This window comes from Pseudarthrobacter sp. Y6 (genome assembly GCF_050156205.1).
Lineage (GTDB): Bacteria > Actinomycetota > Actinomycetes > Actinomycetales > Micrococcaceae > Arthrobacter.
The window spans coordinates 253102-269871 of record NZ_CP189574.1 but is presented as its reverse complement, the minus strand read 5'-3'; the positions used below and the strand labels follow the sequence as shown (position 1 = coordinate 269871).

The window sequence follows — 16770 nt, the reverse complement described above, 5'->3', positions numbered from 1 at the left end:
AGCGTGAAGCATCAGCCGATCAGCGCCAGCACGGCCCCGGCGTTCACAACGCCGCCGGCTTCTGCGCGGATCCCGGTCAGCGTACCGGCGCGGTGGGCGGCCACCTGGGTCTCCATCTTCATCGCCTCAAGAACGACGACGGCGTCTCCCGCGGACACTTCGGCGCCCGGTTCCACGAGCCACTTCACCACAGTCCCGGCCATGTCGGCCCGCAACTCGCCGGGATCAGCGGCGCCTGCTGCGGCACGGCCGTTGGCCGCGCCATCCAAACCAGCCCCGTCAAGGGAAACCCCTGCGGGAACGGCCGCACCGGATCGCGCCCAGCCATCCAGCAGGTCAGCGGGAAGGCCGACGGCGAGGCGCCGGCCGTCGACGTCGACAGTAATGGTGCGCCGCTCACCGTCCGGGACGGACGTGCCGAACTCCGGATCCGCCGCGATGGATTCCGCGAAGTCAGTCTCGATCCAGCGGGTGTGGATGCCGAGCGCGGTCTCGGACGTGAAGTCCGGCGCCTGGACCACGGCCCGGTGGAACGGCAGGACGGTGGCCACGCCGGTGATTTCCATTTCCGCGAGGGCACGGCGGGCACGGCGGAGCGCCTGCTGCCGGTCGGCGCCCGTGACGATCAGCTTGGCCAGCAGGGAATCGAACTGCGGCGCCACAATGGAGCCGGAGCGGACCCCGGAGTCGAGCCGGATGCCCGGACCCGTCGGGCCGCTGAACGTGGCGATGGTTCCGGGCGACGGCAGGAATCCCCGGCCAACGTCTTCGGCGTTGAGCCGGAACTCGAAGGAGTGGCCGCGCGGCTTGAGATCGGCGGTGAAGTGCAGCGGCTCTCCGGCGGCGATGCGCAGCTGCTCCTGGACGAGGTCGACGCCGTTGGTCTCCTCGGTGATGGGGTGCTCCACCTGCAGGCGCGTGTTCACCTCGAGGAACGCGACGGTGCCGTCGGCGGCCACCAGGAACTCCACCGTCCCGGCCCCGGAATAGGAGGCTTCGCGGCACACTGCCTTGGCGGCGTCGTAAATCTGTTGGGTCTGCTGTTCAGTCAGGAATGGGGCGGGGGCCTCTTCCACCAGTTTCTGGTGCCGGCGCTGCAGCGAGCAGTCGCGCGTCCCCACCACCACCACGTTGCCGTGCTGGTCCGCCAGGACCTGGGCCTCCACGTGCCGGGGCCGGTCCAGGTACCGCTCCACAAAGCATTCGCCGCGGCCGAAGGCCACCACCGCTTCACGCACCGCAGAATCGAAGGATTCCTCGATCTGGTCCATCTCGCGGACCACTTTCAGCCCGCGCCCGCCGCCACCGAAGGCCGCCTTGATGGCGATCGGCAAGCCGTGCTCCTCGGCGAACTCGCGGACCTCAGCAGCCGAACCCACCGGACCGTCGCTGCCGGCCACCAAGGGGGCGCCGGCGCGGACGGCGATCTCGCGCGCCGTGATCTTGTTGCCCAGCTGACGGATGGCCTCCGGCGTGGGCCCGATCCAGGTGAGGCCGGCATCCAGGACCGCCTGGGCAAACCCGGCGTTCTCGGACAGGAAGCCGTATCCCGGGTGCACCGCGTCCGCCCCGGACTCCCCGGCCACGCGCAGCAGGTTGGGGATATCGAGGTAGGTTTCCGACGGCGCGTTGCCGCCCAGGCTGTACGCCTCGGTGGCGGCGCCAACGTGCATGGCGTCGGCATCAACGTCCGCGTACACAGCCACGGATTCCAGTCCGGCGTCCTCGCAGGCGCGGGCGATGCGGACGGCGATTTCTCCGCGGTTGGCGATCAGGACCTTGCGCATCAGTTGCTCACTTTGTCTGGGAAATGTCGGGGGCAGAATCGGTAAGGCTGGTGGGCAGCCCGTAGCCGGGGGCCCAGCGGAACCGGATGAACCCGCCGATGGGAACCTGGGCGGCCAGGTCCAGCTGGTGGTCCACCACAACGGCTATCACGGGGTAGCCGCCGGTGATGGGGTGGTCGGCCAGGAAGAGCACGGGCTGCCCTTCCGGCGGGATCTGCAGTGCGCCGGCCATGGTTCCCTCGCTGGGCAGCTCCCCGTCCCGGCTCCTCCGCAGCGGCTCGCCGTCCAGGCGCATGCCCACGCGGTTGGAGCGCGGCGTCACCGCCCACTCCTGGGCGCAGAGCGATTCCAGCGCGGCGGCATCAAACCAGTCATCGCGGGGTCCGGGAACGATGTCCAGGACCGTGACCCCGGTGTCCGGGAAGTCGGGCTGCAGTTCGGGGTTGCCCACCACGTTGGAGGACGTGGCGGCGCCGGCGCCCAGCAGCTGCCCGGCAGCCAGCTGTGCAGGCCCGATCCCGGACATGGTGTCCGTGGACCGGCTCCCCAGCACCGCATCCGCCGCCGCCCCGCCGCGGATGGCCAGGTAGCTGCGGAAGCCGAGCTCGGGCGCTCCGATGGTCAGGATCTCGCCGTCGAGCAGGGCAAACGCCGTGGCCATGGGCACCTCGCGCACCCGTTCTGACTGGTCACCTTCGTCCTCCGGAGCGTCTGAGTCGGGAACGTCCGACGGCGTCACTACAGTCAGTGCCGACGGCGCGCCGGCCACAGCCAGCACCTGGTCCCCCACGGCCTGCACGCGCAGCCCGCCGGCAACGGATTCGACGACGGCGGCCGACGGGTCGTTGCCCACGATCCGGTTGGCGCGGCGCAGGGAGGAGCGGTCCAGTGCCCCGGCTGATGACACCCCGAGCCCGGCGTGACCGGGGCGGCCGAGGTCCTGGATCAGGCTCTGGAGTCCGGGCGACAGGATCCGCAGGCCGGACCGGACGTCCGGTTCCTGCGCTGCGGATGCTTCTGAATCCGCCGCCCCAGCCTGCGGCTGTGCGACTTCAATGAGCTCGCGCACTGCACGGAACTGCACGCGGTCACCGGGCGCGGCCAGGGCCGGCTGCTCCCGGCCGAGGTCCCACATGGGGGCCGCGGTGCGGCCGATCAGCTGCCAGCCACCCGGGGACTTCCGCGGGTACACGGCCGAATAATTGCCGGCCAGGGCCACGGAACCTGCGGGGACGGCCGTCCGGGGCGAACTCCGGCGCGGAACTTCCAGCACCTGGTTCGCCCCCACCATGTAGCTGAACCCCGGCGCGAAGCCACCGAACGCAACCGTCCAGACCTGCCCGGTGTGGGCCGCGATGACTCCGTCAACGCCCAGCCCGGTGAGCCGGCCCACTTCGGCGAGGTCGTCGCCGTCGTACACGGTCTCGATGAGCACCAGCTTCCCCTCAGCGTGGGACCGGACCGTCAGGTCCATCTCCAGCAGCCGGGCCGCCATCCTGCGCGCCGCAGCGGGTGAATCCGCCTTGACCATCACGGTTTCGGCGGCGGCCAGGACGTCCACCTGGCCGGGCAGCGGCTGCTCCAGCAGGAGGGCCTGCAGGGCCAGGACGTCGTGGAGCCCGGAGAGTTCGGCGAGCACCGCCGTCGTACCTACCGGCCTGACGGCGAGCACCCGGGCCGCGGCAGCGGGCTTGCTGACTGTTTCCATGGGGATCAGGCCGCGCCGCTCAGGCGTGGCTACCCTGCGCGTCGTCGCGGTGCAGCAGGCGGAGGTCCTCTTCCGGCTGCGGGTTCCGGCCGATGGCCAGGCCCACGATGGTAACGATGGACGCCAGCAGCAGGTAACCGGCGATCAGGTACCAGGTGCCGGAGGCCGCGTAGAGGGCGGTGAAGATCAACGGCGCCACGGCACCACCAATCACACCCGCCAGGGTGTAGGCCAGGGAGCTGCCGGCGTAACGCAGGCGGGCCGGGAACTGCTCGGTGATGTAGGCAGCCTGTGGTCCGTACATAAAGGCGTGCAGGGCCAGGCCCACCACAACGCCGATGATCAGCATGACCTCGGACCGGCCCTGGATGATGAGGAAGAATACCGGGATCCAGGCGGCAGTTGCGGCGGCCGCAATGCCGTACACCATTCGGCGGTTGAAGCGGTCGGTCAGGGCGCCGGCGGCCGGGATCAGGAAGAGCTGGAACGCGGAGCCGATCAGGATGGCGGCCAGCACGTCGCCGGTGGTCATGCCCAGTTCCTTGGTGGCGTAGACGGCCACAAACACGGTGAAGAGCGCGTAAAGGACGTCCGGGCAGACGCGGGACAGTGCGGCGGAGATCAGCGCGCGGGGCTGCGTGGTGAAGACTTCCTTGATCGGTGCCTTCGGCTGGTCGCCGTGGGCCGCGATGGCCTTGAACACCGGAGTTTCCTCAAGCTTGAGGCGGATGATCAGGCCGAAGACCACGAGCAGAGCCGAGGCCAGGAACGCCACGCGCCAGCCCCACGAGAGGAATGCTTCAGTGCTGAGGGAGGCGGCGAGGATCGCCAGGACGCCGTTGGCCATAAGGTTGCCGGCGGGCGGGCCGATCTGGGCTGCGGAAGACCAGAAACCGCGCTTCTTGGGGTCGCCGAACTCGCTGGACAGCAGCACAGCGCCGCCCCATTCGCCGCCGACGCCGATGCCCTGGCCCAGGCGCAGGAGCACCAGGATGATGGGGGCCCAGATCCCGATCACGGAGTAATCAGGCAGCGCACCGATGAGGACGGTGGCGACGCCGATCAGCACCAGCGTGAAGACCAGGACGTACTTGCGGCCCACCTTGTCTCCGAGGCGGCCGAACACGATGCCGCCGATCGGGCGGGCGAGGTAGCCCACGGCGAACGCCGAGAAGGACAGCAGGAGTCCCACGAATTCATCGTTCGAGGGGAAGAAGATCTTGGGGAAGACGAGGGCTGACGCCACCGAGTAGATAGCGAAGTCGTAGTACTCCAGCGAGGTGCCGGTGAGGCTGGCGACGTACGCCTTGAGCGCACCGGGCGGCGGCTTCCTTGCCGCGGCCTTTGCTGCCTTGTTTGTGCTGGTCATGGTTTCCTCCGGGGGGATGAGGGGTGGTGCGGGGGCCTGTGTGCGGCCATGGGATGGGGCTAGAGGAACGAGCCGATGCTGACACCGGCGTCGCCGAGAGCGGACTTCACGGCAGTTGCCATTGCGACAGCCCCGAGTGAGTCACCATGCACGCAGATGCTTTCTGCGCGGATTTTGAGGATGGAACCGTCGATTGCGCGGACCGCTGATTCAGTGGCCATCCGTAGGACATGTTCCGCCACCCGTTCGGGATTCTCAAGGACTGCGCCGGGTTGGGAGCGCGAGACGAGCGTGCCGTCCGGGTTGTACGCCCGGTCCGCGAACGCTTCGGAAACTGCCCGAAGACCGGCTTTTTCTGCAAGCCGCAGGACTTCCGAACCTGGGAGGCCGAGGATCGGAAGGTTGGGGTCAGCCGATTTCACGGCGTCGACGACGGCCTGGGCCTGCGCGGTGTGCGTCACGATGGCGTTGTAGAGCCCGCCGTGCGGCTTCACGTACCGGACCCGGGCTCCCTCAGCCGCGGCCAGAGCCTGCAGGGCACCGATCTGGTACACCACGTCGTCGGCCAATTCTGTGGGGCTGATGTCCAGGAAGCGGCGACCGAAACCGGCAAGGTCCCGGTAGCCGACGTGGGCACCGATGACCACGCCGGCAGCAACCGCGTCGCGGCAGGTTTTCCGGATGACGCTGGGATCGCCGGCGTGGAATCCGCACGCGACGTTCGCGCTCGAAACCGAATCGAACATCGCCAGGTCATCGCCGAGGCTCCAGCGTCCGAAGGACTCGCCGACGTCGCTGTTCAGGTCAATCGTTGCCATTTGTGATCCCCGTCTCATTGAGTGGTCCTACTAGGATGCACTAAATCTACGGATTGTTCAACAATCCTTCGATTCAACAATGTGACGATCGTGTAAATTCTCGTGTATGGCCTCTTCAGACCCGCACGTCTCTTCTCCCCGCACCTTGACGAATGACTTGTCGGATCGGGGGACCAAGACCGCTGCAGGCCGCCTTCGGGTGGCAGTTCCGTCCGTGGCGGAGCGGGTGGCTGATGAACTTCGCCTCCAGTTGGCGGAGGGAGCCCTGCTCCCCGGAGCGCGGCTCACCGAATCCACCATTGCGGAGGACCTGGGGGTCTCCCGCAACACGGTGCGTGAGGCCTTCGCCGAACTCGCCAGCGAACGGCTGGTGGTCCGTCATCCCAACCGGGGGGTCTTCGTCGCAAGCCTGGAGGCAGGGGACGTCCACGACGTATATACAGTCCGCCGCGCCATCGAGGTCAGCGCCCTCCGCGCCGGAGGCAGCCCGGAGGATGTGGCCGCCGTCCGGGCCGCCGTCGAGGAAGGGAAGCGCGCCGCGGCAGCCGGTGACCACGAAGCCCTGGGCACCGCCAACCAGCACTTCCATGGCGCCATTGTTGCCATGGCCAAGAGCCCGCGGCTGAACAGCATCATGGGCCAGGTCCTGGCCGAGATGCGACTGTTCTTTCACAAGGCCACTGTGGACGCGCAGTTTTACCAGCACTATCTGAAGGACAACGAGACGATCTGCCTGGCCCTGGAATCCGGGGAACCGGACCGGGCGGCTGACCTTCTACTCGCGTATCTGGACCGCTCAGAGGACAACCTGGGCGAAGTGCACGGCGAAGCCGGAACAGACTGAGCCGGTAGGCTGAAGTGATGAAACGCCGCCTTGCCGCCCTGTCCGCCGTCCCCCTGATGCTCCTGCTCTCCGCCTGCGGATCGGTCCAGGAAGTCGCTGAAAACACCGCGAACGATGCCGCCTCCAAGGTGGCAACCGCAGCCTCGGACGAGGTCAAGAAGCAGGTCTGCACCGTGGTGGAGGACGGGCTGGTCAGCGTTCAGGACAAGGCATTGCTGGGCGGGCTGGTGTCCTCCGCGGACGCTGCCGGGGTCCCCGCGGAAATCACGACGCCGTTGGGCCAGATCGCCGAAGCCGGAGACCAGGTGCCGGCTGAGTCAGTCGCAGCACTGACGGAAGCCTGCTCGGCTTAGTTCGGACTGTTGCCGGCCTCCGGCAATGCCACCAGCTTCGGCAACACAGCCGGCACCGCCGGAAAATTTGCTAGCGCTTGCCTTTTTTGCGTGAGCCCTTGCCGCGGCCCTTGTCCGGATTCGGGGCGTACCGCTGGGCCACCTTCGGCTTCTTGACGGCTGGTCCGCGCCGGTCCGGCTTCGGTTCCTTCTTGGGCTTCTCCTGCTGGGCCGAGGGCTGCCGGGAGCTCGCCGCTGTGCGGCCGCGGACAATCCCGACGAATTCCTCAATGATGTCGTCTGTGGAATCGCTGGGCCAGGCCAGCGCGATTTCCGTGCCCGGGGCACCCGTCAGCCGGCGGGCCACGGTGTCCTTGACGTTGAAATGCCGGGCCACTGACATGGGCAGGATCACCAGGCCCGCGCCGGACGCCACCACCTGCATGGCCGCTTCCGGGCCACCCATTTCGGCGACGTCCAGAAAAGTCTCTGCCGACAGGTCGGCCAGTGCCACTTCCTCAAACACAGAAATCTCGTGCCCCTTGGGCGCCACCACCACGGGCTGCTCCTCATACAGGGGAATCACGTTTAGGCCGTCGCGCTCCACCGGAAGCCGGACAAAGCTGAGGTCCGCGGAACCGTCACTTAATACAGACAGCTGGGCGCCGTCGTCGGACATAAACGACTCCAGCGGGATGTCGAGCACGCGCTCTTCCCACCGGCGGATCCACTTGCCCGGAGTCACGCCGGCCACGTAGGCGAAGCGGAGCACGCGGGGCGACTCCTGCTCCGGCGATTCGGCGGGGCTGGCGTTCTGCGGGGATTCATTGTCTGCGGGCACGTCTTCACAGTACCGCCCGCGCGGCCCCGCAATGCCGGAACTGGTGCAGGGTGGGTGCAGAGCTGGTGCGGAGCTGGTGCCTTTCAGGCGGGCAGCCGGATACCCTTGAACCATGACCTCTGCAAACTCCCAGTCCATGAAGCCGGCCACCGTTGCCAAGAAGCTTGGCATCTACCTGCCGGCAACACCGCAGGAGTTCCAGGATTCAACCATCAGCCGCGCCGATTTCGCCGAACTCCAGTCCAACCCGCCGGAGTGGCTCGCGGAGCTCCGCCGCAACGGCCCGCACCCCCGGCCGGTGGTGGCCCAGAAGCTGAACGTCTCCATCAGCGGCCTGGCCCGCGGCGGTGTTGAGGAAGCCCTGACGACGGCGGAAATCACCGCACTGCTGCAGGCTCCCCCGGCATGGCTGGTCACCGAGCGCTCCACCCACGCCGCCGTCCGCACCGAAGCCCAGCGCGTCAAGGACGAGGCTGCCAAGAAGGACGCCAAGAAGGCCCGCGCCCAGGCCGAGTAGCCTCCGCTTTCTGAGTCACCTGCGCTTTTCCCAGGCTTGTTCGCGGATCCGAACCTTGAAGATTCGGATCCGCGGACAAGCCTCTGTTGTTGCCGGGGCCCGACGGTCGTAGCGCCGCCTAGCGAAACGTCTGGATTCTGTTGCTAACCGTAGAACAAGGGCTACATCAAGCGTAGAATGCAGGCATGGACAAGGTAGGGGTTCGGGAACTCAAGCAAAATCCAAGGGCTGTCCTTGAGCGGGTTGAGCACGGAGCCACTCTTGAGATAACCCTCCAAGGCCGGTCGGTTGCAGTGATCTCACCTGTAACGCATCGCAAGAAGTGGACTTCAGCCGCTGAAGTGGCAATGGCCCTGAAGCTTGCCCAGCTCGGCGCAGACCAGACCGGGTGGCTCACGGAACATGAAGAATCCAGAGATGCCGGTCCCCTTGTTGATCCGTGGACTACCCTGTGATCCTCCTTGACACGAATGTCCTGATCACACCACCGGCCGTGTGGCCGGCCGGCGCCGTGCTCGGCTCGAGCATCATCTCTCTGGCGGAGCTCCAATTCGGAATCCGATCGTCAACGTCTGAGGAGATCCGCCGCAACAGAGTGCACCGCCTTGCCGTCTGGCGGGAACTGATGGACTGGATTCTCTTTGACGAGCATGCCGCCGAGAGTTATGGCGAGCTGGCTGCGCGGGTCAAGCGCTTGAGGCCCCAACACGCCAGAAGTCAGGACATAATGATCGCCGCCCAGGCCCACTCGCTCGGCATTCCGTTGATGACCCGCAACGCCAGGGACTTCGAGTTGGTCGAAGATGTGGTGGAGATTCTAGGGGTAGGCGACTGAGAGCGGGGTCGATAATCCATCCCATTCCGGGGCACGTCCGGCCGCCGAAGCGATAGCCTGGACGCTATGCGCACGGGGAGCGAAACACTTTGACGGCCAGAGACTGGTCAGGAGCTGAAATCGCGGCAACTGTTGCCAGCTACCTGGAGATGCTGCGCTTGGAAGTGCTCGGGCAGCCCTACAGCAAGACGATGTTCCGGGACCGGCTACGGGCCCTGTTGAACAACAGGACCCACACCGCCGTCGAGTACAAGCACCAGAACATCTCGGCCGTCATGATGAGGCTGGGCCTTCGCCCCATCAAGGGATACCAGCCAGCCAAGAACTACCAGCACGCCCTGATCACTGAAGTTCAAGCGCAGCTGGCTTCCTCCCCTTCCATCATTGAGCAAGTCTTGGCCGAGGCGCTCCACACGCCCGACGCGGCAGCAATTGGCGCACTCGACTTCGAGTGGTCCCCGATCCCCAAAATCGTCCTCCCGGATGCCCGGGCCGGCACCCGGACAGCGCGACGCTACGACTACGCAGCAGTGGAAGCGAGCAACCGCAAGCTCGGCGACGGCGGCGAGGAGGCCGTCGTCGAACTTGAACGACGGCGGCTGCACAGTGCTGGAAAGCGCAAGCTTGCGGACTCGGTTGAGCATGTGTCCAAGACCCGCGGCGATGGTCTCGGGTACGACATCCTGTCCTTCGAAGAGAGCGGAAAAGAACGGCTCCTCGAGGTCAAAACCACAAAGTCGCGCGCCGAGACGCCGTTCTTCGTGTCCCGCAACGAATTACAGCTTTCCCAAGAGCAACCTGAGGTCTTCCACCTCATCAGAGTCTTCAACTTCGGCCCTACACCCCGCTGGTACCACCTGCCAGGCAGCATCGATACGACGTGTGAACTGCAGGAAAGCACGTTCCTTGCCGTACCGAAGGCCGGCTAGTGTCGCGTGCGTGCCCCCGCGCCAAGGCTGAGTAGTCCCGCTCGCGCTCGATCATAGGCTTGTTCGCGGATGCAGGCCCTGATGGTTCGGATCAGCGGACAAGCCTCTGTTGCTCCCGGCAGGAAACTCAGTCCTGGTGCAGCTGCACGAAGTTGCCGCAGCCGTCGTTGAAGACTGCGCTGATCCCGGACGGATCCTCTGACGGTTCGCCCTGGAACGTCACGCCGGCAGCCACCAGCCGGTTGTACTCGGCCTGCACGTCCGGAACTCCGAAGGTGATGGCGGCGATCCCGGCGTCGTGCAGTGCGTTCATGTAGTTCGCACCGATCGGGTTGTCGCTGGGCTCCAACAGCAGCCCCACCGACCCGGCATCGGCGCCCGGATCCTTGATGATGAAGAGGTTGTACTCGGGCATCGCCATCAGTGTCTCGAACCCGAGGGTCCCGGTGTAGAACGTATGGGCGGCGGCCGGATCCTGGACGTGGATGCTGCACATTTTCAGTCTCATGCTCCCAAGCTACCCGGCCCGCGGCAGGTGGGGGGAACCTCCAGCGCGGAAGCCCCGCCGGTTCTGCCGTGCCCCCATTGACCCCGGTGTCTGGAGGGGTTGCAATGGAAGTAGCAACCCGGAATCCTGGGCCGGGCCTGACGCGGGGAGGTGCCGCAGTGCCTGCATTTGCAGAATCCGTCCTGTTTGGAGCGTTGCAGCTGGGTTTCTGGGGTGCAGTGCTGGTGTGCGCCGTGGCTGCCACCGTCCTGGCTGTCCGCCGGCATTCAACGCCGGACCCTGCCGGCCGCGCCCCGGACCCCGTGTTCTGGGACGTCTTTATGGGCTCTGCGGTGGCACTTCCGGCGATCCTTATTCCCACGCTGTCGTCACCGTGGTCCGGCGCAGTCCTCGCCGCGTTGGGGACAGGGGCAGGCGTGGCCGCCTACCGTGGCAGCCCGCGGATCTTGGCTTGGCAGTCACGCCGCCGGCAGCTGAGGCAGGACCAGCCCATTCACACCGCCGCGCAGGCTGAACATGACGCACTCCTGTCCCGGTGGAGCCGCTACGAACTGGACCCTGCCAGCTGCATCGACTACCCCGCCATGACGGACGTCCGGCTGCCCGAGACATCCGCGCTGATCCGCGCCATGAGGGAGGCGGAGAAGCTGCGGGCGGTGCCGCACCAAGGGTACGCTCCCGCCGTCGTTCGCTTTGGCCTTGCCCTCGCCGCGGCGGAACGGGCTGCCGGGATCCCTGCCGGAACCACCGCCGGCAGACATTAACTGCTGTGTCGCCGCCGCTGGAGTCCCGCGGCGGGGCGCCGTAGCATCCGAGGATGGAACCCACAGAAGCGGAAGTCCGTGACCAGTTCGGCAGGCGCCTGGAGGATAAGGGGGCCTGGCGGCAGGCCATCACCCTTGCAGCGGCCGGGGAACTGACGGCGCGCTGGCTGGAGGGCAAGAGCGAGTACCAGGCGGCGACTTTCACTGTCCGCTACGACGCCGAAACAGAACCCATCGCGGCGGAGCTGTCCGCCCTGAACCGGAACGGGCTGTTCACCAAGGAGTCCCAGCCCGGGCTGCGTGTTGCCGGCAGCGTCCAGCGGCAGTACGTGACCGGCTTCTGCGGTGCAGAGGTGGCCGTGGAACTCCTGGCCCTCTCCACCCGCACTGAGCTGGTGACGGTGGCCCATGCCCCGGGCGAGGCCAGCAGCGCCGCCATCCCGGTAACGCTCGACGGCGACGAGGTAGTTACCGTCCTCGGCTCCAGCGAGACTCCGCTGGAGGAGGAGCAGATCCAGGACTGGGCGGAGGAAACCAATGAAACGCTGGCCCTGCTGCTCGCCGACTCCTGGTACGTGGAAGTCCTGGATCCGGTCTGGGGCCGGAATGATGTGCTGTTGCCCGCCGTCCTCGCCGCGCTGACTGCCCTGCAGTAGCCCAGGCGGTTCACGAGCACCGGTCCATCGCTGCCGCCATCGCCGATGGCCATGAGACCGCCGCCTCGGCCGCCATGCGCAGCCACCTTGCAAATTCCCGACGGCGGTTCAAGGCTTCGGTTCGCCCGCCCGCCTAGGCTTCTCGAGGCCACGGCTCAGCATGCCGAGGCCGAGGCAGGAGGAGCTAGGGCTGGAGCTTGGGCAGGAAATGCAGGAACGCTCAGTTCCCGCGGGCCAGCACCTGACCCTTGAAGAACTCGGGCCGCAGCCGGGACATCACCAGCATGATCACCACGCCCAGCAGGATCACGCCCATGCCCATGATGAACACCATCCCCAGCCCGCCCACCGATGATCCGGAGCCGTACTCGGGGTCCATGGAATCGACGGCGGTCTTGAAGAACATCACCAGCAGGATGACGCCGCCCAGAAGCGGCGCCAGGAACTTGAAGAAGAAGGCGCGGCCATTGCTGAACGCCTGTGCCCGGAAGAACCAGACGCATGCCAGGGCTGTGATGCCGTAGTAGAAGCAGATCATCATGCCCAGCGCTGTGATTGTGTCCCACAGCGCGTTCTCAGAGGTGGTCCGGGTAATGACGTAGAAGGCTGCAGCGGCAACGCCCGCGGCAATCGTGGCGTAGTTCGGGGATTTGAAGCGCGGGCTGACCTTGCCGAAACGGGCCGGGAGTGCCTTGTAGTGACCCATCGCCAGCATGGTCCGCGCCGGCGACACAAACGTGGACTGCAGCGAGGCGGCCGAACTGCTCAGAATGGCGAGGGACATCAGGATGGCGAACGGCCCCATCACCGGCCCGGACAGGACAGCAAAAATGCTCGACTGGTTGTCCGGATTCCCGGCGCCCAGGCCGGTTTCACCCACGCCTGCAAAGGACAGCGTTGCCAGCGCAACGGTCATGTAGATCACCACAATCACCACCACGGTGACGGTTGCCGCCCGCCCCGGAGTCTTCTCCGGATTTTTGGTTTCCTCGTTCATGGTCAGAGTGACGTCCCAACCCCAGTAAATGAAGATGGAGAGGGAAACCCCGGCAGCAAAGGCTGAGAAGGATCCAACAGCGAACGGATTAAACCAGTCCGGTGAAATGGCAGTCGCATCAAAAGCCGAGCCGTTGGCCACGTGGCTGAAGGCAGCAACGGCAAACCAGCCCAGCACCAGCAGCTGGAACGCCACCAATACGTACTGAACGCCCTTGGTGGCTTCCACGCCCCGATAGGAAATCCAGCAGGCCAGGGCGATGAACACCAAGGTGGTGGCGATGTTCAGCGGCAGGTTCTTGCTCAGCTCGCCCAGTTCCGGGTTCCCGAACAGCTGGGCCAGCATGAGGTAGAAGAAGTCGACGGCGACGGCCGCCAGGTTGGACAGCACAATGATGGTGGCCGCAATCAGCCCCCAGCCACCCATCCAGCCGATCCACGGACCAAAGGCGCGCGATGCCCACGTGAACGAGGTGCCGGCGTCGGGCATGGCACTGTTCAGTTCGCGGTAGCCGAACGCCACCAGAATCATGGGGATAAAGCCCACCAGGAAGATCGCGGGCAGCTGAACCCCCACTTCCGATACCGTTGGCCCCATCGCCGCGGTCAGCGTGTAAGCAGGCGCGATGCAGGAAACACCGATCACGACGGCTCCGACCAGGCCCACCGCACCGGCCTTCAGGCCCTTCCCGCTCAAGCCCTTTTCAGCCAGGCCCTTGTCCAGGGCGCCGTTCAAGGTGCTGGGTGGCTGTGCTCTCACTACTTTGGGACTCATGGCATTGGCTCTCGTATGATCATTCGACGCTGAATGGGTTGGGGCTGGTGCGGTCAGCCGACGGCGACCGCGGCCATATTTGCCGCACCGGAAGCGTCCGCCGCGGCCACGATGCGCGCCGCGGTGCGCTGACCCATGCGGACGGCTCCGTCCACATGCTGATAGCCTTCGGCGGCGAGGTCGGAGGAGCACCAGTAGATGGGGCCTACGGGGGCGTGCTGGTCCTTGCCATAACGGTGCAGGCCGCCCAGATCGTAGCTGGAGGCGTACGCGCCCCGGGTCCATTCCTCGGAGCCCCAGTCGGATTCGTAGTAGACCTCGGCGTCCAGCGCCTTGTCCCCCAGGAACCCTGCGATCGATTCCAGGACGGCGCGGCGGCGGTCCTCGGCACCCAGCTCAAAGACGGCGTCGGCCTTTTCATCCGAGATGAAGCCCACCAGCGTTCCCCGTGAATCGCCGTGGTTGGTGTTGTCGTAGACCTCCTGGACCAGCGAACCGGCACCGAAGCCCGTGCCGGACAGCCCGTCTTCACGCCAGAACGGCGTGCTGTAGACGGCGTGGACCTTGATCACAAGGCCCAGCGACTGGTGCTGGTGCATCTGGTGCTGCCGACGCGGAAGCGGCGGGTCAAAGGAGACGCGCGAGTAAAGGTTCGGCGGCACGGCCATGATCACAAAGTGCGCGTTCACTGTGGCACGCTCCGAACCAACGGTCACGCGGTGGCGGCTGCTGATTCCGTCGTCGGGATCCTCGCTCCAGTGGATGGTGCGCACCGGACTGTAAAGTACGACGTCGGCACCCAGTTCCGCTGCCTGCAGCAGGGACACCTGCTGCATCCCGCCGATGACCCGCTTGTCCAGGATGAAGTCCTCATCGGTGAGGTGGCTGAAGGACCCGGCGGAGGCGGCCATCAGCACCGCCTGCAGGGCCGAGAAGGCGTGCGCGGGCTTGGTGAGCATGCCGCCGGCGATGAACAGGCCGATGTTGTTGCAGGCCTCCTCATCGTTGGAGTTCCGGCGCAGCCAATGGTGGAAGGAGATGGTATCCAGTTCACGGGCCTTGGGGTGTGCCCAGGGCTCGGTGGCGCCGATTTCCGCGGCGAGGCCGTCCAGAATGCCGATGAGCTTGTCCATTTCCACGCCCGTGGTTTCACTCACCGGGAAGGAATCACCGGTGTAGCGGGTCTTCTTGCCGTCCGCGCCGACATAGACGGAGTCACCCTCACGGTAGCGGGAGTATGTCTTCAGGCCGAGCTCGTCCAAGAGTTCCAGCAGTGCAGTCTGGTCCGGGGAGACCCACTGGCCCCCGATTTCCAGCATGGCCCCGTCAACGTTGTCGGTCCAGGTTCGGCCGCCCACGCGGTCCCGTGCTTCCAGTACTGCCACGCTGAGGCCGGCTTTCTTCAGCTCGCGGGCAGCGGTGAGCCCGGAAGGTCCGGCGCCAACGATCACAACGTCGCGGTCAAGATTCAGCATGATGTCCTCTCTGTGGCCGTCCGAGTGACATGAACCACTAAATGAATGCCATTCATTTATTAGAACTATAGCTGCTACGCGGCCCGCAAGGAAGAGCCGGGTGGAATAATGCTCGGGATACTGCCCGCAGAAAGGCCAGCAATGCCGGCATCACCAGCCGATTCACGAAGTACCACTGAGCGCGAAACCGTTCCGAAAACTGGTGCGGTACGGCGCCGCGCGGGGCGGCCCGCCGCAGCCGTCCTGGACCAGGCGGGCATCACGGCAGCAGCCCTGCGGCTCATCGGCAAGAACGGCTACGACGGACTCACCATGGCCGCACTGGCCCGCTCACTGAACGTGGCGCCGTCGGCCCTCTACAACCATGTGGAATCCAAGCGGGACGTGCTCCTGCTCGTGGAAGACCACTTGACTGCCCTGGTGGATGTGACCGCATTCGCGGCGGAACCCTGGGATTCCGCGGTGCGGAAATGGGCCTGGAGTTACCGGGACGTCTTCGCGGAACACACGCCCTTGATTCCCGTCATCGCAGTACTTCCCGTGACGGACGCACCGCAGACCCTCGCCATGTATGAGACCGTCAGCGCCGGATTCGGCCGGGCCGGATTCCCGGAGGAGCGGATCGTGTCCGCCATCGTGGCCCTGGAATCATTCATCTTCGGATCCGCCTACGACGTCACGGCCCCCGCCGACATTTTCGATTCCGGCAACATGGCGGAGTCGACGCCGAGCTTCACGGGTGCCGTCCGAAGCCTGGCCGCGCAGGGGCACGAGAAACCTGCGGACGTGGCGTTCAGCCTGGGGCTCGAAGCGCTGATTGCGGGCTTCGGGGCGTTACGGGTGTAGAGCCGGCGGGAATCGCCAATTCACTTGGCGAATGCATTCAACTACGCCAGCGGAACGGACCGGTCGACATACAGCCACATCTCCGCGCACTCCTGTCCTGCGTCTCGCCCCTGTTCTGGACCATCCCTCAGTCCGGCCTCCACCCGCCCGCCCTCGCCCGGCCATCGCCATCTTCAACTCGCTGGGCAACCGGGGCGACTTTGTGGCCCCGTTCGGGTTCGGCATCATCAAGGAGAGCACTGGCAGTGTGGTTCCGGGCCGGTTCGTCCTGGCGGCGGCGTCCACGGTGGCTGCAGGCCTGGTCTACTTCCTCAAAGAACGGCGCAGCACGCCGTCGCCGTCGTCGGAGCGTGGGAAGGAATCGGAGCGCGGGACGGAGTCCGGCAAGGCACCCGTCCCGGCGGAGGCCTTGGAGCCAGTCATGGCCCGCCAGGAAAAGCCCCACCCAGCACGGATCCTAGGCTTGTTTGCGAAACCTAACCTTCAAAGCAAGGACCCGCGAACAAGCCTATGACCGGCGGCGCACTTGCCGGAGCCCAGACGCAAAGGAACCCCGGTCCGAAGACCGGGGTTCCTTTTGATTGCGTGCGCGAGGGGGGATTTGAACCCCCACGCCCTTTCGGACACTGGCACCTGAAGCCAGCGCGTCTGCCGTTCCGCCACTCGCGCGCAACTTCTTTTCCATGAATAACGGCCGGTTTCCCGGATCCGCAACCTTGTAAAAGCAGCGAGATCAAGCATAACGGACATCGGCGGCAAAACACCAATTG

Annotated in this window: 18 protein-coding genes, 1 tRNA gene and 1 pseudogene; 11 read left to right on the top strand and 9 right to left on the bottom strand. The window is 66.0% G+C overall.

What is annotated here, in order from left to right:
- Positions 1-11 precede the first annotated feature (11 nt).
- From ACQCSW_RS01310 to ACQCSW_RS01295, 4 genes are read right to left on the bottom strand one after another with little or no spacing between them, the layout of a single operon-like run.
- Positions 12-1787: a biotin carboxylase N-terminal domain-containing protein gene (locus tag ACQCSW_RS01310; RefSeq protein ID WP_426989160.1), complete on the bottom strand. Its 1776-nt coding sequence runs from the start codon at positions 1785-1787 to the stop codon at positions 12-14.
- Between the two features lie 7 nt (positions 1788-1794).
- Positions 1795-3495, bottom strand: coding sequence for a carboxyltransferase domain-containing protein (locus ACQCSW_RS01305; protein WP_426989159.1), 1701 nt, complete (start codon positions 3493-3495; stop codon positions 1795-1797).
- Between the two features lie 19 nt (positions 3496-3514).
- Positions 3515-4864, bottom strand: coding sequence for an MFS transporter (locus tag ACQCSW_RS01300; protein ID WP_426989158.1), 1350 nt, complete (start codon positions 4862-4864; stop codon positions 3515-3517).
- Positions 4865-4923: 59 nt separating this feature from the next.
- Positions 4924-5682, bottom strand: coding sequence for a LamB/YcsF family protein (locus ACQCSW_RS01295; RefSeq protein ID WP_426989157.1), 759 nt, complete (start codon positions 5680-5682; stop codon positions 4924-4926).
- Positions 5683-5908: 226 nt separating this feature from the next.
- On the opposite strand from ACQCSW_RS01295, the gene ACQCSW_RS01290 reads away from it, so the two are divergent.
- Both ACQCSW_RS01290 and ACQCSW_RS01285 read left to right on the top strand, forming a co-directional pair.
- A complete protein-coding gene (locus ACQCSW_RS01290) occupies positions 5909-6526 on the top strand; it encodes a GntR family transcriptional regulator (RefSeq protein WP_426989156.1) in 618 nt (205 codons plus the stop codon).
- Between the two features lie 17 nt (positions 6527-6543).
- A complete protein-coding gene (locus tag ACQCSW_RS01285) occupies positions 6544-6879 on the top strand; it encodes a hypothetical protein (protein WP_426989155.1) in 336 nt (111 codons plus the stop codon).
- Between the two features lie 70 nt (positions 6880-6949).
- Here the strand turns inward: ACQCSW_RS01285 and ACQCSW_RS01280 are convergent, their stop codons facing one another.
- A complete protein-coding gene (locus ACQCSW_RS01280) occupies positions 6950-7699 on the bottom strand; it encodes a LysR substrate-binding domain-containing protein (RefSeq protein WP_426989154.1) in 750 nt (249 codons plus the stop codon).
- Between the two features lie 112 nt (positions 7700-7811).
- Here ACQCSW_RS01280 and ACQCSW_RS01275 point away from each other — a divergent pair, with 112 nt between their 5' ends.
- The 4 genes from ACQCSW_RS01275 to ACQCSW_RS01260 all read left to right on the top strand — a co-directional run bounded on the left by ACQCSW_RS01275 (position 7812) and on the right by ACQCSW_RS01260 (position 9980).
- On the top strand, positions 7812-8216 hold the full coding sequence (locus tag ACQCSW_RS01275; protein ID WP_354252073.1) for a DUF5997 family protein: 405 nt from the start codon (positions 7812-7814) through the stop codon (positions 8214-8216).
- 185 nt (positions 8217-8401) lie between these two features.
- Positions 8402-8671: a type II toxin-antitoxin system Phd/YefM family antitoxin gene (locus ACQCSW_RS01270; RefSeq protein WP_426989153.1), complete on the top strand. Its 270-nt coding sequence runs from the start codon at positions 8402-8404 to the stop codon at positions 8669-8671.
- Complete coding sequence (locus ACQCSW_RS01265; RefSeq protein ID WP_426989152.1) at positions 8668-9051, top strand: PIN domain-containing protein; 384 nt, start codon at positions 8668-8670, stop codon at positions 9049-9051. The genes ACQCSW_RS01270 and ACQCSW_RS01265 overlap by 4 nt, the downstream gene beginning before the upstream one ends.
- 89 nt (positions 9052-9140) lie before the next feature.
- Complete coding sequence (locus ACQCSW_RS01260) at positions 9141-9980, top strand: DUF3883 domain-containing protein (RefSeq protein ID WP_426989151.1); 840 nt, start codon at positions 9141-9143, stop codon at positions 9978-9980.
- A gap of 127 nt (positions 9981-10107) precedes the next feature.
- On the opposite strand, the gene ACQCSW_RS01255 is transcribed toward ACQCSW_RS01260, so the two are convergent.
- Entirely contained in the window at positions 10108-10488 is a 381-nt protein-coding gene (locus ACQCSW_RS01255; RefSeq protein WP_426989150.1) for a VOC family protein, read from the bottom strand.
- A gap of 158 nt (positions 10489-10646) precedes the next feature.
- Here ACQCSW_RS01255 and ACQCSW_RS01250 point away from each other — a divergent pair, with 158 nt between their 5' ends.
- The 3 genes and pseudogenes from ACQCSW_RS01250 to ACQCSW_RS01240 all read left to right on the top strand — a co-directional run.
- Positions 10647-11252 (top strand): hypothetical protein, encoded by a 606-nt coding sequence (locus tag ACQCSW_RS01250; RefSeq protein ID WP_426989149.1) that lies wholly within the window; start codon positions 10647-10649, stop codon positions 11250-11252.
- A gap of 53 nt (positions 11253-11305) precedes the next feature.
- Complete coding sequence (locus ACQCSW_RS01245) at positions 11306-11908, top strand: DUF6919 domain-containing protein (RefSeq protein ID WP_426989148.1); 603 nt, start codon at positions 11306-11308, stop codon at positions 11906-11908.
- Between the two features lie 2 nt (positions 11909-11910).
- Positions 11911-12045 (top strand): annotated as a pseudogene (locus ACQCSW_RS01240) (FadR/GntR family transcriptional regulator); the annotation flags it as partial.
- Between the two features lie 83 nt (positions 12046-12128).
- Here ACQCSW_RS01240 and ACQCSW_RS01235 read toward each other — a convergent pair.
- Both ACQCSW_RS01235 and ACQCSW_RS01230 read right to left on the bottom strand, forming a co-directional pair.
- The gene (locus ACQCSW_RS01235; protein ID WP_426989147.1) at positions 12129-13679 is read right to left on the bottom strand and encodes an APC family permease; all 1551 of its coding nucleotides are present in this window, start codon (positions 13677-13679) and stop codon (positions 12129-12131) included.
- Positions 13680-13732: 53 nt separating this feature from the next.
- Entirely contained in the window at positions 13733-15154 is a 1422-nt protein-coding gene (locus ACQCSW_RS01230) for a flavin monoamine oxidase family protein (protein ID WP_426989146.1), read from the bottom strand.
- A 108-nt stretch (positions 15155-15262) separates the two neighbouring features.
- Between ACQCSW_RS01230 and ACQCSW_RS01225 the strand changes: the two genes are divergently transcribed.
- Together ACQCSW_RS01225 and ACQCSW_RS01220 are read left to right on the top strand one after the other, a co-directional pair.
- Positions 15263-16000 (top strand): TetR family transcriptional regulator, encoded by a 738-nt coding sequence (locus ACQCSW_RS01225; protein ID WP_354252064.1) that lies wholly within the window; start codon positions 15263-15265, stop codon positions 15998-16000.
- A 31-nt stretch (positions 16001-16031) separates the two neighbouring features.
- Positions 16032-16514: a hypothetical protein gene (locus ACQCSW_RS01220; RefSeq protein ID WP_426989145.1), complete on the top strand. Its 483-nt coding sequence runs from the start codon at positions 16032-16034 to the stop codon at positions 16512-16514.
- A gap of 72 nt (positions 16515-16586) precedes the next feature.
- Here the strand turns inward: ACQCSW_RS01220 and ACQCSW_RS01215 are convergent.
- A tRNA-Leu gene (locus ACQCSW_RS01215) sits at positions 16587-16669 on the bottom strand.
- Between the last annotated feature and the right edge of the window lie 101 nt (positions 16670-16770).

Bases quoted from the DNA above. Each gene is read 5' to 3' on its own strand.
- ACQCSW_RS01295 (WP_426989157.1), bottom strand. From the start codon at position 5,682: ATGGCAACGATTGACCTGAACAGCGACGTCGGCGAGTCCTTCGGACGC.
- ACQCSW_RS01225 (WP_354252064.1), top strand. From the start codon at position 15,263: ATGCTCGGGATACTGCCCGCAGAAAGGCCAGCAATGCCGGCATCACCA.
- ACQCSW_RS01230 (WP_426989146.1), bottom strand. From the start codon at position 15,154: ATGCTGAATCTTGACCGCGACGTTGTGATCGTTGGCGCCGGACCTTCC.
- ACQCSW_RS01235 (WP_426989147.1), bottom strand. From the start codon at position 13,679: ATGAGTCCCAAAGTAGTGAGAGCACAGCCACCCAGCACCTTGAACGGC.
- ACQCSW_RS01300 (WP_426989158.1), bottom strand. From the start codon at position 4,864: ATGACCAGCACAAACAAGGCAGCAAAGGCCGCGGCAAGGAAGCCGCCG.
- ACQCSW_RS01245 (WP_426989148.1), top strand. From the start codon at position 11,306: ATGGAACCCACAGAAGCGGAAGTCCGTGACCAGTTCGGCAGGCGCCTG.
- ACQCSW_RS01220 (WP_426989145.1), top strand. From the start codon at position 16,032: ATGCATTCAACTACGCCAGCGGAACGGACCGGTCGACATACAGCCACA.
- ACQCSW_RS01270 (WP_426989153.1), top strand. From the start codon at position 8,402: ATGGACAAGGTAGGGGTTCGGGAACTCAAGCAAAATCCAAGGGCTGTC.
- ACQCSW_RS01285 (WP_426989155.1), top strand. From the start codon at position 6,544: ATGAAACGCCGCCTTGCCGCCCTGTCCGCCGTCCCCCTGATGCTCCTG.
- ACQCSW_RS01305 (WP_426989159.1), bottom strand. From the start codon at position 3,495: ATGGAAACAGTCAGCAAGCCCGCTGCCGCGGCCCGGGTGCTCGCCGTC.
- ACQCSW_RS01275 (WP_354252073.1), top strand. From the start codon at position 7,812: ATGACCTCTGCAAACTCCCAGTCCATGAAGCCGGCCACCGTTGCCAAG.
- ACQCSW_RS01310 (WP_426989160.1), bottom strand. From the start codon at position 1,787: ATGCGCAAGGTCCTGATCGCCAACCGCGGAGAAATCGCCGTCCGCATC.
- ACQCSW_RS01255 (WP_426989150.1), bottom strand. From the start codon at position 10,488: ATGAGACTGAAAATGTGCAGCATCCACGTCCAGGATCCGGCCGCCGCC.